Below are 15,151 nucleotides of genomic sequence, written 5' to 3'. Positions count from 1 at the left end.
TGCCATGGGTTTAAGAATTAAATCAAATGTAGAAAGCTTAATTGCTCAAAGAAGACTTAATGAAAACGAAGCTCAATTAAGTGACAGTATAGAAAAATTATCTTCTGGATTAAGAATTAATAAATCCTCTGATGATGCTGCAGGTCTTGCAATATCTGAAACAATGCGCGCTAAAATTCGCGGTTTTGCACAAGCAAAAAGAAATGCATCGGACGGCATATCTTTTTTACAAACAGGTGAAGGCGGATTAAGCGAACTTAATAATTTAATTATTCGAATGAGAGAGTTAACAACACAAGCTGCAAGCGATACGGTGAGTTCAACCGAAAGAAGTTATCTTAACAAAGAATTTCAAGAACTTGGTTCCGAAATAAATAGAATTAAAGATCAAACAGAATTTAATGGAAGAAGTCTTTTTTCTCAGGATGAAAAAAATGATATTGCAATACAAGTTGGTGTCAATTTTAGAAAAGCAAATGGCGAAACGAATAATGAAAATGAAGTAATAAAACTTAAGTTTGAAGACATAAGTGATTTAAATGAATCTCTATCAAACCTTAAAGATTTAAATATTGAAGGTGAATCGGGCAATGAAATTGGTGGTGGAGATACTGAAAATATATTTTCTAATTTAGATGACTCTATGCTAAAGATTACAAAGGCTCGTGCAACTTTTGGAGCTTTGCAAAGCCGACTTAACTCTACGATAACATCAATAGATGTAGGGAGTGAAAACTTGAGTGCAGCACAATCTCGCATAAGAGATGTAGATTATGGATCAGAAAGTGCGCGCTTTATGCAAAGTAAAATACTTGTTACGGCAGGCACCGCTGTACTTGCTCAAGCGAATCAACTTCCAGAACACATATTGCACCTCATAGGGTAGCGGAGAAAAAATGAATGGCTTTGGAAATTAAACAGGGACTTAAAACCTCCCAAAAAATTTCTCTTTCAACAGAATTAAAAAACTCTATTACTGTTTTGACTCTAGGAAGAATTGAATTAGAAAAATTTGTTAATAATGAATTAGAAAAAAACCCTTGCCTTGAAGACGCTTCGTTTTCAAATGAAGTTGAACAAAGGAATCATTATGAAGAGTTAAAGCTTGCTTTACAAAAATCCTTTAATCAAAGTGATTTTCTTGAAAAGTTTAATGATATTAAAAGTTCTGAAAATATTTCTTCGTCTAATCAGAGAAGAGAATTTGCTGATAACTCGAGTACATCTTCTATTCATGATTTTCTTGAAAATCAAATGTCAACTTTACGCTTAAGTCCTTATGAAAAAGAATGTATAAATATTGTTTTACAATATATGGATGACAATGGTTTTATCAATACAGACATAAAAGTAATTTCTGAAAATCATGCCATTCATTTTGATGATCTTATTTTTGCACTTGAAAACATTCAAAAATGCGAACCAGTGGGTGTGGGTGCACGGAGTCTACAAGAATCACTTTTATTACAATATAAAAAGCTTGAAAAAAAATCTAAAATTGTCGAAAAATTACTTGCTGATTATTGGGAAGAATTTCAGAAACAGAATTTTCAAAAAATAGCTAAAAATGAAAAAACCACATTAGAAGAAATAAAAGATGCATTTCGTTTTATAAAATCAAATTTAGATCCAAGACCAGCTCGGCAATTTGGCTCTCAAACAAATCAGATTATTATACCAGATGTTTTTGTATACAAACGAGAAAGTCAGTGGATTTGCAGTCTAAATGAAAATGATTTACCACGCCTAAAGCTTTCAAAAAAATATACTAAACTTATCAAAGAAATTAAAGAAAATATTGGCAAAAAAAATGATAAAGAAACTTACAAATATATTTCTGAAAATATTAAATCTGCAAAATGGCTCGTAAGATCTCTGGCTGAACGTGACAAAACTATTTTAAAAGTCGTTGATACGATCATTAAGTACCAATCTCGTTTTTTTGAATATGGAGTTGATTTTCTCACGCCAATGACCTTAAAAGTTATTGCACAAGAGTTAAATCTTCATGAAAGTACTATCTCTAGAGCAACTTCAGGAAAGTATTTATATTCCCCGAGAGGTATTTTTGAATTAAAATATTTTTTTAATGCATCAGTCGAAAATAATTTTGGTAAAGAGTATACAAATGAAGCGGTAAAACAACAGGTTGCCGAGTTTATTAAAAATGAAAATAAAAACAAGCCCTTATCTGATCAGGAAATTGCAGAAAAAATACATAAAGAAAAAAACATAAAAATCGCTCGCCGAACAGTCTCTAAATATAGAGAATCTTTAGGAATTTCATCATCCTCAAAAAGAATTCAAAAGTTCTGACTGATTAGCCAAAATTCATTGACATTCGTTTTATTTAATGCTACCTTTCGGCAAGATAATAAACAGTAAATATCGTTTATTATCTTGCTGTAGTCATATTTATTTTGGCGGGTAATTTCCGAATATTTTTTAATGTCCTACCCTTATCCCTATGAGGAGGTTACATGCGAGTAGACGTGCAGTTTATAAATTTCCCTAAATCTAAACTAATTAGATTATTAGTAGAAGAAAAAATTCAAGATTGTATAGAAAAATTTTCATCAAATACAACTTCAGTAAGAGCTTTTTTCAGTGTTGATGGCATCGAACACCATGTTAAAATTTCTGTTATTGCAGGAAAAATGAGTACATGTGTCAATGCAAGTGCAACAGATATTGCACATTCAATAGACAAAGTTATTACTAAACTTGAATCTTCATTAAGAAAAGCTTCAAAAAAAGTAAGACATAAGCGTGCTGAGTTTTCATCTGTTAGTGAAATGTCTGACTATAGTGCAACAAATTTAAGGCTACACAAAATTAGAAGTAAAAATAATGAAAATATTTTTGATAAATATGAGACACTTTATGTCTCTGACTTTGAAGATCACGTTCGCAAAGTGAGCTAGAAATTTTAAAAGTGCTTGGTTTTAAGAAGTGCTTCTTTGAGCATCTCGTCTCTCCCACATTGGAAAGAAACTCTTTCTTTCCAATGTGGGAATTTCTTTTACAAATTTTAAAATCTTTTCATTGACTTCATAATTTAATACTTCTTAATGAATAGTGGGCTCAATTTTCCCTCCCATCCCCTTTTTTTTAAAATTAAAAATCATATAATATAATTTAGCTGTAAGACTTCAGATTGACAGAATTGAAATTTTTACCTATCAACAAAACGACTTCTTCGAGGTCACCTATCTTAAGCTCTTCTTCGTTAAGCAGGTGAATTAAACATGGCAAGTGAATTTCTCCGCAATTTAATTAAAGATCAAAATACCTCTCTTCACCTGGAAGCACGCTCTAAACAAGACGTTATTAAAGAAATAGCTTATAAAATTTCGCAGATAAAAAAAAATCTTAAGGAAGACGAAATTTTTGAGGGGCTTCAAGAACGTGAAGCAAAAGCAAGTACAGGAGTTGATCTTGGCGTTGCAATTCCCCACACAAGCCTTAATAAAATTTCAGAAACTGAACTCTATTTTTTTCTTTCTCCTCACGGAATAGAATTTAGCTCAATTGACTCTGAGCTTTCTTATTTATTTTTTGTAATATTATCACCTAAAACACCTAAAAAACCACATATTTCTTCGCTTAAAATCATGGCAGACATTTGCCGCACAATGAGAGTTGATAATGTACGATTCAAAATGAAAGCTGCCAAAGATCTAAATGAAATATTACAGATATTGGAGAGCCCATGAATGATATACTTTTAACTGATTCTCAAAATAAAAAAAAATTAGTCATTGTAACTGGCTTAGCTGGATCTGGAAAAACAATTGCAATCCACGCACTGGAAGACCTAGGTTATTATTGTATAGACAATTTACCTTCAGTTCTTTTAAAATCTTTTACTGATTCTATAAAATCAGAAAAAATTAAATACCCTCATATTGCACTTGCCCTTGACTCTCGCGATAAAGATATTCCAAATACATTTCAAGAAAACTATGAAGTATTATCAGAATTATGTCATTTGCAAATTCTGTATTTAAAAGCTTCAGACGATGTTGTCATTAAAAGATTTCGTGAAACGAGAAGACAACATCCTTTAAATACAAATGAACCTCGGTTGAGTTTAATTGAGGCAATAAATCTTGATATCGTTACTTTAGAACCAATAAAAAATCTTGCAAATCGCATATTAGACACTTCAAATATGTCTACACAAAATTTAAAAAGATTTCTACACAATCATTTTGCATTATCAGATCTTAAAAAACATCTCTTACTTAATATCGTTTCATTCGGATTTAAATATAACTCACCAAATGATCTCGACACCATTTTTGATGTTCGCTGTTTTAAAAATCCTCATTATGAGTCTCATTTACGCGAGTTAACAGGACTTGATCCCTCTGTCAAAAATTATGTTTTTTCTGACAATCGTGTGCAACCTTTTATAGATAAAGTTGTTGATCTCATTCAATTTCTGTATCCTCTATATCTGGATGAAGGAAAACATTACTTTTCAATTGGCATTGGCTGCACAGGAGGAAAACACCGAAGCGTAGCCATTTCTGAAGAACTCGCTCGGATATTCCGCGAGACTCTCCCTTTCGTAAATGTTGAACATCGCCATGCCGAACTTGAGTAAATCGCTCCTTCCCCCTTGACCAAGACTGTCAGCCGATACAACTTATGGGTATGGTTCTTAAACGTTTTGAGCCAATAATTAGAAAGGGAATCCCATGTCCGACTTAGTATCAAAAATTACAGATAAAAACTTTCAAACCGAAGTGCTTGAAAGCAAAATTCCAGTTCTTGTAGACTTTTGGGCTGATTGGTGTGGTCCATGCCTTGCGCTCGCACCAATTCTTGAACAAATAGCTGATGAGCACAAAGATAAAATCAAAGTTTGCAAAGTAAATGTTGAAGAAAATCCACAACTTGCGGCAAAATTTAACATTCGTAACATTCCATTTCTTGCTTTTGTAAAAGATGGACAAAAAGTTGCAGAGCTTGTTGGCAACCAACCTAAAAAAGTCATTTTAAACCAAATTGAAGCCCTTCATAACAGTGAATCTCATTAATTATTAAAATGAATTTACAAAAAAATCGGTTTAAAAATGAAGATATTTTGCTGAAAATTCTTTCTACAGAATTCAGTTCTAAAGACGAATTTTCAGCATTTATAGCTATTGATGAAGTCGGTCGTGGCTGTGTTGCAGGCTCGGTCGTTAGCTGCGCAAGCTTATGGATTTTAAAAGACAGATTAAAGCAATATTCCTTTAAAAAACAAGAATGGCTTTCTGAAATTAAAGACAGTAAAAAAATCTCAGAGAAAAAAAGAAAAGCTTGTTTTCAAAAAATTATTTATGAATATAATTATTCTTTTGAATCTATACCTGTGGAATGTAATTTTCCTAATAATCCAGAAGAAATATTTATTTCAAAAAATAAGAAACACATTTATTTAGATCAATATGAAAATATTGGTAAAGATTTTGAAAGAAAAAGCTCCGCAGCGTTTGAATGCATTTCATTCGCCTTAGGAGAAGTCACCGCAAATGAAATCGATAATTATAATATCTGGAACTCAGTGCAACTGGCCGCAGCACGCGCACTCATTCTATTGAATGAAAGAACGCATTTAAATGAGACTGTTAAAAACTCTATATTATCTTCTGCAGTGATCTTAATGGATGGTAATCATTCTATAAAACTTCCATTAAAATTTATAAATAATTTACAAATAACGGTCATTAAAGCAGACGATCTTTTTGTAAGCGTAGGGTTTTCAAGTATTATTGCTAAAGTTTATCGAGATACTTGTATGGAAAAACAGGACTTTCAATACCCTACTTATGGTTTTTCTAATCATAAGGGCTACGGCACTCCAAAACATCTCAGTCTCATACAACAGATCGGTATTAGCCCAATCCATCGCACAAGCTTTCTAAAAAACTACCTATCTTCCACACTTTTCTAAAGAATTGAGTACAGACTCCGATATCTTCAAAGAAGGTAGAACATATCAATTTCATATAAATAATTGATATTTAAGGGGTTTTTAGTGGTAAAGCAAAGCGCAAATTCAATTAAAATTGATGTCTCATACGAGCTTTATAGAGAGCTAGCAGGAGAAATATGCGCTCCTATTGATGACACGGATCTCACACTTGATTTGAGATACGAGCTATATACAAGCAAATTGACTTATTTATATAATATTCAAGAACAATGTTTCCGTTGTATCAACTCAGACAAAGAATCAGATACCTACACAAAAGAAGACCTTTCAATCATTCAAGATGCCATTGAGATTACAAAAGAATTTTTAAGACAAACGATTCGTGAAGCGCTCAATAACAGTCTAAATTCAGCAGAAAAGAAGGCCCTTCATGCTACCAGAAATTCACAACATTCTTGAAGTGTTTGAACGTATGTCGCTTGATAATAAAGCCTATCTAACCTTTTCCAACGAAGAGAATATGCAGGTTTGCATTTCGTATCACAAGCAAACAGATCAAAGAAATTGGTCCATTTGGTTCTCTCTCAATGAAGAAGCTTCAAGACAAACAATATCAGTGAATCATCTGCAATCTGTATTAAAAGCCTTTAAAGTACAAGAGGAGTTCTTTATTCAAGAGCTTTCTGGACTTTTGTTACTACAGGCTGCGTTTGCAGATGAGTTTATTCGGCAAATGACTGAACTTTTTGGTAAAGAAAAAATCCAAAAAAGCATTTTAGCTACACAAAACTTTATGGATGAATTGTCTATACAAATGAGAAAGTATATTATTGAACAAGATATTGAGAACGCTGCTAAAAGCAAAAATAAAAAAACTTTTAAAATAGTAAAGTAAAAAATATGAATACGGAAAAAAAATCAGAAAGATATAATAATATTGATTTATGGGAAACAAAAGATATTCTCCAAGCAATATTAGAATCTCAATTAAATGCAGTATCCGTTATTGAAAATGTCATAGAAGAAATTGATCTTGTTGTTACTAAATCCATTCCCTTGTTAAAAGCTGGGGGCAGACTTATTTTTGCTGGCGCAGGGACTTCTGGACGCATTGCAGCACAGGAGTGTTCTGAGCTTTTCCCAACATTTTCTTGGCCAAAAGATAAAACAATGTTCTTGCTTGCTGGAGGCCCTAAAGCACTTACTGAAGCAGTTGAAAATGCCGAAGATAATATTGAAAATGGAGAAAAAGAAGCAAAAAAAATTAAAGTAAATCGAAAAGATATTATTATTTGTTTAGCAGCCAGCGGAAGAACTCCATTTACTCTTGGAGTTTTGCGCGAAGCAAATTTAGCAGGAGCTTTAACCATTGGTATTTCCTCAACTGCAAACACACCCCTCCTAAATGAAGCCCTTATTAAACTTTTTATTGATACCGGAGCTGAAGTCATCACAGGCTCTACTCGTATGAAAGCAGGCACAGCGCAAAAGATTTTATTAAACATGATAACAACAACAATTATGATACGCTTACATCATGTATATGATTCTTATATGGTTGACTTGAATGCAACAAATGCAAAACTCATTAAAAGAAGCGTTAATATGGTTTCAGATATCTGTAAAGTTGATAATGAAACAGCGCTTGCGGCAATTGAAAAATGCAAGGGAAATGCAAAGTTAGCCTGTGTTTTTATTAAATATAAAAATTTAAAAACTGCAGAGAAATTATTAAAAGAAAATGATGGAAATTTAAGAAAGTGTTTAGATAAGTAAATTTTATTTAATTACAAATAAATAATTAAAAATTATCGATTTACAACTATTAAAAAAATAAAATTTTTTATTTCTTCTAAAAAATTAATCTAAATAACATAATTTAATAGAGTACCATTCCATTATTCATAGTATATTATCATAAAATTAAGTAAAAAATACAAAAAAATTACTTGATTTTAAATTTTATCTATGGCAACTAAAAATATTATAGGAGTATTATGAAAAAAAAATTTTTAATTCTATTAAGTACTATCATGTTACCAAGCTTATCTTCAAACGCAATTGAAGTAAACTTTGATTTTGCTCTTGGAACCGCATTTGTCGCACGTATTTGCCAAATTGACATGGATACTGCAACCAACGGAAGTCGCAATTGCTCTACTACTCTAGGAGTAGGAAGCACCTATTCAATTAAAAATAAGCAAATAGGAAATACATTTTGTGTATCAATCCTTCGATGGCCAATTCTTATTCCAGTTTTAGATGAATATTATTTTAGGTTTGATAAAAATGAAGATTCCATATTCTATATTTGGGGTGCTTCACTTAATCCCAAATTCAAATATTCCGATTCTATTGCAATGTATGGGAATAGGCTTGTATATGCTCCGAGGGACTATTGCTCATTTATTCCAAGCTTTGATCAAAGCAATAATTAGTTAAAAAAATTATCTGAAAAGGAATGTAAAAACATGCCAAATTTAAGAAAATATTTATTTGTCCTATCGATATTAGTTAGCTCAAATCTTTACGCGAATGAAATTGAAAAGAGGTTCGTATACTGCGTATCTAAAAATGATATATCCTTTTGGTATTGGGTAATGAATCCAAATGGAAGTTATCTTGAAGTAAATGGTATTCAAAGCTTTGGTATTTGTTCACCTTATATTTTTTTCCCTAAAGCAAGACTTGAAAAAAACTTCTTTTTTATAGATGACAATAATTATGAAGTGATTGAAAAAATTTGCGGTGATAATTATTACGCACAGCCAGGAGAAGCAAGAAGTGATTCTTGGTATCGGTTTGCAAAAGGAAATCCAAAATTAAATAATTTTACAGTAATGCCTGGTTATCAGCTTTGCAAAAATAATCTCCCCTTTAATTTAGTAGTATTAAGAGATAATTAGTCGCTATGCTCAGTTGAAAATCTTTTGAAATTTAATTTATCAATTTTAAAATCTCTTCTCTAATCACCTCTTTTGCATATTGAGGAGCTGTCTCAATTAACCATTTTTCAACTTTTTCTTTTATAAACTCTTCTACTTCTTTAGTTGGAGAAAGAAATTCTTTTGTTGGAATATTATCATCAATACCTAATATGAAGTTAACTTTATTAATAAAAGTTGCACCATCAAATGGTTTTTCTATAAAGTTAACGTAACCATCTGCTTGAATATGCGAAATATTATCGCCATTTTCATACATTAGTAATATACTTTCATGGCTCCAATTTTTCTTTTTTATATTGATTTTTTCATCTGTAAATAATTTATCAATATGTGACACAATCAAATCAAAAATATCATCTTTTAGACATAACTCAAATTTTTCTCTACTTTCTACGAAATGAATATCATAAACATCAATATTTGAAAATAGTATCCGAAATGCTCTCTGCAGCGCAGGGCTATTTTCAAAAAAAAGTATTTTTTTCATACACACCCTTACCTTGTCTTTATTAAATTTGCTTTCTCAGTAATGATATTTTATTTTGAATCCTTGCTCAATTATGAAAGAAGGGGTTAAATTCCTCCAGTGGTTTTCCGTGCCACATCTTTGGCATATCAAGATAAAACTTTATTTTTGTCTTGCTTTGAATGAAATTAAAAATGAAGAGTGAACTATGAAATCTTCTGTATATGCTGGATCCTTTGACCCATGGACTTTTGGTCATCAATTTGTACTCGATTCTGCTCTTGAGGTTTTTGATTGCGTACATGTTATCTCAGCAATCAACCCAGCTAAACAAAGCTTGTTAAAACCTGAAGTCAGGGCAAGAGTTATCGCTCATTCTATTGATCCTTTTTCAGACTGGTGGGCACTCGATCCACCCTTTCATATAGGTGATAGAGTCATAGTCAATTCCCAAGAAGGACTCGTAGCTGACTATGCAAAAGAAAATGAAATTGAACACCTTATTCGTGGCCTTCGCTCAACCACCGATTTCGAGGCTGAGTTTAATCTTTACTTTTCAAACCAAGCGATTAACCCAAAAATTCAAACATGGGCTATCATGTGCCCGCCAAGGCTTCTGCATTGTTCTTCAACCTACGTAAAAACAGTCGTTGGAAAACCTCACGTTAAATCGGTGGGATCGAAATTTGTTGCACAGGCGTTGATGCTCAATTGGGTGCGCGTCTTAGGTCAAATTTTTGATCTCATTGAAGTGTGTTCTACCCATCGCTTTGACGTAGATGCATCTAATTTAAGTGAAACGGATCTTTCAGAGTGCTTACAACTTCTATTCTCTTCACTTGTTCATCGCATTGTGCGCATTTCTCGATCTGTCATGGTGAAAACTTCAAAATTAGTTGATTCTTTTTTAAAACAAAATGGTGCACGCTTAAAAGATGAAATTAAAGAAAAAAAGATATATCCCAAAAATGAAGTCAATCAATTGTGGGCAATTTTATCATACTGTATTGAACAAGATGCTATTTTTCCCTCAGATGTAGATTCAGGAGTTGCATACGTTCTTTCTTTAGCAAAAAATTTAGGAAGAACTTCTGTAAAACTATTTAATGAAGTAGATGTCACACTTGCATATGAAAATATTAAAAAATAATATTTAAAGGATTGATCCATGGATATTCTTGCAACAGATTTCTTAGACGCCTTTCAAGAATTAGATGACTCACAAATATTAATTAAAGAAACAGTGCAAAAATTTGTAAAAAATAATTTTTTACCAAATATCACTGATAATTTTGAGAAAGGTCATTTCCCAAAAGAATTAATTAAGGAAATGGGAAAATTAGGTTTACTTGGTTCCAATTTACATGGCTATGGCTGCGCAGGTCTCGATGAAATTTCTTATGGAATCATCATGAAAGAACTTGAGCGGGGTGATAGCGGCTTACGTAGTTTTGCAAGCGTACAAAGCAGTCTTGCTATGTACGCTATTTATGCATTTGGTTCAGAAGAACAAAAAAAATATTTTTTACCTAAAATGGCTGCAGGAGAATGCATTGGCTGTTTTGGTTTGACCGAACCTGATTTTGGTTCAGATCCTGCTGGCATGAAAACATTTGCAAAAAAAGAGGGTGAACATTGGGTCATAAATGGCTCAAAAACATGGATAACAAACGCTCCCATTGCAGATATTGCTATTGTTTGGGCACAAACAGAAAATGGTATACGGGGCTTTTTAGTCGAAAAAGGAGCTAAAGGATTTTCAACCCCTGAGATCCACCATAAATTAAGTCTTAGAGCATCTAAAACAGGATCTCTTTTTTTCGACAATTGCAAAATCCCAAAAGAGAATATACTTGAAAAAACAGTCGGAATAAAGAATGCACTTATGTGTTTAAATCAAGCACGATTTGGTATTGTTTTTGGTGTGCTTGGAGCAGCAGAAGATTGTTTAAATGAAGCTCTAAATTACACTAAAGAACGTATTATGTTTAAAAAACCATTGGCATCATTCCAACTCATTCAAAGAAAATTAGCAATTATGTCAACAGAAATAGCAAAAGGGAATTTAGTTGCTCTTCAACTTGCAAAACTCAAACAAAATAAAAAAATAAAACCTGCTCAAATTAGTATGGGCAAACAAAATAACGTACAAATTGCGCTCGACTGTGCTAGAACAACGCGTGACATTTTAGGAGCGAACGGAATCAGTGGAGAATACCGTTGCATGCGCCATATGTGCAATTTAGAATCAGTTTATACATATGAAGGTACCAACGATATTCATCTACTGATTGTAGGACAACAGCTCACAGGAATTGCTGCCTTTGAGTAAAGGATTTTGTATTTATGCAATTAATTGATACCCATTGCCATCTTGTTTCAGATAAACTCAAAAATAATTTACCAGAAATAATTGAACGAGCAAAAGCATGTGGGGTGCAAAAAATAATAAATATTGCATATGATCCTGCAACTATAACTCTTGCACAAGAACAGATCAAAACTTCAGAAATTTTATATGCAACATTAGGTATTCAACCACACGATGCAAGTCAATTTACAATTGAAGAAGCAGAAAAAATTCGCCCCATTGCTCTAAACAATCAAAAAATTGTAGGAATAGGTGAAATTGGACTTGATGGACATTACACCCTATCCCCAATGGGCAAACAAATAGAATGTTTTGAATACTTTTTACAAATGGCACTCGAATTAAATTTACCTATAGTTGTTCATATGAGAGAAACACATACAGATGTTTATTCAAGAATAAAACAATTTGCAAAGAAAGGCTTAAAAGGTGTAATTCACTGCTTTACAGGAACATTGAGCGAGGCCAAAGATTATCTTGCAGAAGATTTTTATTTATCTTTCTCTGGAATTGTTACTTTTAAAAACGCAATCGATTTACAAGAAGTTGCTAAATATATTCCTGAAAATAGAATCTTAATTGAAACAGACAGTCCTTATTTATCGCCTGTTCCTTTAAGAGGAAAAACCAATGAACCATCACATATTCTTCACACCTGCGAGTTTATTGCTAAGTTAAGAAATATTAATTCTGAAAATTTCGCAAAAGTAACAGCACACAATGCTGAAACTCTTTTTTATAGACTGCGCTCACCTGACTAAGGTTTTTTAATTATGTCAGAAAAAAATGGAAAACTTCCAACAGATGAATTGCTGCCTGCTCTTATAGCTGATTTTCAATTAGAAAACTCTTTGATAGTTCAAGCAACACCTGGGGCAGGAAAAACAACTCGAATTCCAGTAGCACTTATTAATGTAACAAAAAAAACAATTCTTGTGCTTGAGCCACGTCGCCTAGCGGCACGTCTTTCCGCAGAAAGAGTTGCTCACGAAATTGGCGAGCAGTGTGGAGAAACAATAGGCTACCATGTTCGTTATGATAAATGCGAATCAGCAAGAACTCGAGTAAAATACATAACCGAAGGAATTTTTTCTAGACTCATACTAGAAGATCCTGAACTTAAAGATATTTCTTGCGTTATTATTGATGAATTTCATGAACGACATGTCCATACTGATATTGCTCTCATGCTTGTAAATTTATTGCAAAAAAGCATTCGTCCCGATTTAAAACTTATTATTATGTCTGCAACTCTTGATACTTTTGGCTTACAAAATTACTTGCCAAATGCGAAAGTTCATTCCTCTCTCGGAAGAACTTTTCCAATTGAAATTGAACATCTAGAAGCCAATTTATTACATAAAAAGCTTCCCAATTTAATTTATGATGCAATAGAAAGTTTATTAAATAATCCAAAATATTCAGGTGATATTCTTGTCTTTTTAAGTGGTGCGTACGAAATCCAAAAAACACATGAAAATATTAAAAATCTCGCAAATAAATACAATGCAATTATTTTCCAACTCAAGGCAGATCTCTCTCCAGTAGAACAACAAAAAGTCTTTAGAACATCTGAAAAAAGAAAAATTATTTTATCGACAAATGTGGCGGAAACCTCTGTCACAATCGAAGGAGTCACAGGAGTGATTGATTGCGGTCTAGCAAAAATAGCGGGGCATGCAAGTTGGAGCGGTTTGCCAACTTTAGACACACTGCCCATCAGTCAATCCTCCTGCATTCAACGTTCAGGACGAGCAGGTCGCACCCAAGCAGGTATTGCAAAACGATTATATACCTCATTTGATTTTCAAATGCGCCCTACTTTTCAAAAACCAGAAATTCAGAGAGTCGATCTCACGCAAACACTGCTTGAAATGAAAATTATTGAAAAAAAACTGAAATTAAAAAATACAAACACTCATTTTTCATTTCCATGGTTTGACGCTCCACCTCAAAATATTCTGCACTCCTGCTCAGCATTATTACAATTTCTAAATGCTTTCGACGAGAATAATAATATCACAAAAATAGGTATTGAAATTGCTCAATACCCCTTGCACCCAAGGCTCGGACGAATTTTATATGAGGCTCATTCAAAAAATATTTTCTCTCAAGCTATTGTTATCGTTTCTCTAATAAATGAGGGATCCATTTTAAAAAGAGGCATACAAGCACCTGACGTTGGAGAATCCGATCTTTATTTTCAATTTAATTTAATAAAGAATTATGTTTTAAAAAATGAATATTCCCTGTTTGAGAAAAGCATAATAGAGACTCAGTCTCTAAAAAGAGTGGAAACGCATATTAGACACCTCTGTCAGCAAAACAAAATAAAATTTACAGATTGCTTTAAACCGGTGAGTATTGATGATTTAAGCTATATAATTTTAATGGGATATCCAGATAGAGTTTGTCAAATTAGAAAACAAAATAAAGTGAATTTATCTGGCAAAAAAGAACTAAATTTATGCCTTGGTGGTGGAGCATTTTTGTCACAATCAAGCGTTGTGCAAGATTCCGAGTTTTTAATTGCAATAGATGCCGAAGAGTCAACTCAAGCTTTATCCCAAGCAAATTCTACTCAAATAAGAATTTGCCACGGAATTAATCCTGAAATTCTTATTGCAGCTCCTGCCTATTTCATTCAAGAAAGTGAAGATTATATTTGGGATGAAAATGCTCAAAGAGTTCGCTCATCAAAAAAAACTCTTTACGGAAAACTCACTTTAGAAGAAATCCCCATTAGACAACACACAAATAAACATGAAGAAATACTATTAAAAGAACTGGCTTCTGCTTGGCCTAAACCGTTTGAAGATGACAATGCACTTCGATATTTAACAAAACGCATTGGACTTGCAAAATTAGCTGATCTTACGATATATACACCAAATTTTTCAGATGAAGATTTTAAACTTTTATTATGCCATATATGTGAAAATAAAAAAAGTTTTGATGAAATTTTAGATAAAGATCTTGAAGATTATTTAGATGAACTGTTACCGTACGAAACAAAAAAGCTATTAAATGAATTTTTTCCTAGCCATATTGTCATTGGCAAAGGACGAAAAGTAAAAATAAACTATGAAGAGGATAAGCCTCCTTGGGTAGCTTCACGTCTACAAGATTTTTTTGGTACTTTACAGACTCCGCGAATTTGTAAAGAATCAATTCCTTTAGTTGTGCATTTGCTAGCTCCAAATATGCAAGCAGTGCAAGTAACAACCGATTTAGCAGGATTCTGGGCAAGAGGTTACTTAGAAATTAAAAAAGAATTATCCCGTAAATATCCTCGACACTCTTGGCCAGATGATCCAAAAACGGCTGAACCTCCAGAGTATGTAATGAGAAGAAAAAGAAAATGATATTAAAATAGTTTATTTTATTTTTCTGATAAAATACTATCCCAAACCGCTATAGTAATAGTATTTCTCTAT

At 32.6% G+C, this 15,151-nt stretch carries 17 protein-coding genes; 16 read left to right on the top strand and 1 reads right to left on the bottom strand.

Features of this window, described 5'->3' with window-relative positions:
- Positions 1-4 precede the first annotated feature (4 nt).
- The 12 genes from GCL57_RS03805 (at position 5) to GCL57_RS03745 (ending at position 8,835) form a co-directional block, all read left to right on the top strand.
- A complete protein-coding gene (locus GCL57_RS03805; RefSeq protein ID WP_152211950.1) occupies positions 5-886 on the top strand; it encodes a flagellin N-terminal helical domain-containing protein in 882 nt (293 codons plus the stop codon).
- A 14-nt stretch (positions 887-900) separates the two neighbouring features.
- Positions 901-2,316: an RNA polymerase factor sigma-54 gene (rpoN, locus tag GCL57_RS03800; protein ID WP_152211949.1), complete on the top strand. Its 1,416-nt coding sequence runs from the start codon at positions 901-903 to the stop codon at positions 2,314-2,316.
- 164 nt (positions 2,317-2,480) lie between these two features.
- The gene (locus tag GCL57_RS03795) at positions 2,481-2,924 is read left to right on the top strand and encodes an HPF/RaiA family ribosome-associated protein (RefSeq protein WP_152211948.1); all 444 of its coding nucleotides are present in this window, start codon (positions 2,481-2,483) and stop codon (positions 2,922-2,924) included.
- A gap of 324 nt (positions 2,925-3,248) precedes the next feature.
- A complete protein-coding gene (locus GCL57_RS03785; protein ID WP_152211947.1) occupies positions 3,249-3,716 on the top strand; it encodes a PTS sugar transporter subunit IIA in 468 nt (155 codons plus the stop codon).
- Positions 3,713-4,612: an RNase adapter RapZ gene (gene rapZ, locus GCL57_RS03780; protein WP_152211946.1), complete on the top strand. Its 900-nt coding sequence runs from the start codon at positions 3,713-3,715 to the stop codon at positions 4,610-4,612. Before GCL57_RS03785 ends, rapZ begins: the two co-directional genes overlap by 4 nt.
- 94 nt (positions 4,613-4,706) lie before the next feature.
- Positions 4,707-5,048: a thioredoxin gene (trxA, locus tag GCL57_RS03775; protein ID WP_152211945.1), complete on the top strand. Its 342-nt coding sequence runs from the start codon at positions 4,707-4,709 to the stop codon at positions 5,046-5,048.
- A 47-nt stretch (positions 5,049-5,095) separates the two neighbouring features.
- The gene (locus tag GCL57_RS03770; protein ID WP_161597583.1) at positions 5,096-5,947 is read left to right on the top strand and encodes a ribonuclease HII; all 852 of its coding nucleotides are present in this window, start codon (positions 5,096-5,098) and stop codon (positions 5,945-5,947) included.
- 84 nt (positions 5,948-6,031) lie between these two features.
- Positions 6,032-6,388 carry a hypothetical protein gene (locus GCL57_RS03765; RefSeq protein ID WP_152211943.1) on the top strand — a complete coding sequence of 119 codons (357 nt, stop codon included), beginning with the start codon at positions 6,032-6,034 and terminating at the stop codon, positions 6,386-6,388.
- A complete protein-coding gene (locus tag GCL57_RS03760; RefSeq protein ID WP_152211942.1) occupies positions 6,360-6,824 on the top strand; it encodes a hypothetical protein in 465 nt (154 codons plus the stop codon). Before GCL57_RS03765 ends, GCL57_RS03760 begins: the two co-directional genes overlap by 29 nt.
- Before the next feature lie 5 nt (positions 6,825-6,829).
- Complete coding sequence (locus GCL57_RS03755; RefSeq protein WP_152211941.1) at positions 6,830-7,705, top strand: N-acetylmuramic acid 6-phosphate etherase; 876 nt, start codon at positions 6,830-6,832, stop codon at positions 7,703-7,705.
- A gap of 221 nt (positions 7,706-7,926) precedes the next feature.
- The gene (locus GCL57_RS03750) at positions 7,927-8,367 is read left to right on the top strand and encodes a hypothetical protein (RefSeq protein WP_152211940.1); all 441 of its coding nucleotides are present in this window, start codon (positions 7,927-7,929) and stop codon (positions 8,365-8,367) included.
- A gap of 33 nt (positions 8,368-8,400) precedes the next feature.
- Positions 8,401-8,835 (top strand): hypothetical protein, encoded by a 435-nt coding sequence (locus tag GCL57_RS03745; protein WP_152211939.1) that lies wholly within the window; start codon positions 8,401-8,403, stop codon positions 8,833-8,835.
- A 31-nt stretch (positions 8,836-8,866) separates the two neighbouring features.
- Here the strand turns inward: GCL57_RS03745 and GCL57_RS03740 are convergent, their stop codons facing one another.
- Positions 8,867-9,364: a DNA-binding transcriptional response regulator gene (locus tag GCL57_RS03740; protein ID WP_152211938.1), complete on the bottom strand. Its 498-nt coding sequence runs from the start codon at positions 9,362-9,364 to the stop codon at positions 8,867-8,869.
- A 187-nt stretch (positions 9,365-9,551) separates the two neighbouring features.
- Between GCL57_RS03740 and coaD the strand changes: the two genes are divergently transcribed.
- The 4 genes from coaD to hrpB are packed head-to-tail and all read left to right on the top strand — an operon-like array spanning position 9,552 to position 15,079.
- Positions 9,552-10,493 (top strand): pantetheine-phosphate adenylyltransferase, encoded by a 942-nt coding sequence (gene coaD / locus GCL57_RS03735; RefSeq protein ID WP_152211937.1) that lies wholly within the window; start codon positions 9,552-9,554, stop codon positions 10,491-10,493.
- A gap of 18 nt (positions 10,494-10,511) precedes the next feature.
- A complete protein-coding gene (locus tag GCL57_RS03730) occupies positions 10,512-11,675 on the top strand; it encodes an acyl-CoA dehydrogenase family protein (RefSeq protein WP_152211936.1) in 1,164 nt (387 codons plus the stop codon).
- Positions 11,676-11,689: 14 nt separating this feature from the next.
- Complete coding sequence (locus GCL57_RS03725) at positions 11,690-12,475, top strand: TatD family hydrolase (protein WP_152211935.1); 786 nt, start codon at positions 11,690-11,692, stop codon at positions 12,473-12,475.
- A 12-nt stretch (positions 12,476-12,487) separates the two neighbouring features.
- Positions 12,488-15,079 carry an ATP-dependent helicase HrpB gene (gene hrpB, locus GCL57_RS03720; RefSeq protein WP_152211934.1) on the top strand — a complete coding sequence of 864 codons (2,592 nt, stop codon included), beginning with the start codon at positions 12,488-12,490 and terminating at the stop codon, positions 15,077-15,079.
- Positions 15,080-15,151: the final 72 nt, after the last annotated feature.

Origin of the sequence: Fluviispira multicolorata, assembly GCF_009208585.1 — a bacterium.
Classification (GTDB): Bacteria; Bdellovibrionota_B; Oligoflexia; order Silvanigrellales; family Silvanigrellaceae; genus Silvanigrella; species Silvanigrella multicolorata.
The sequence above is the reverse complement of the archived record's forward strand: the minus strand, read 5'-3'. Positions and strand labels throughout refer to the sequence as shown.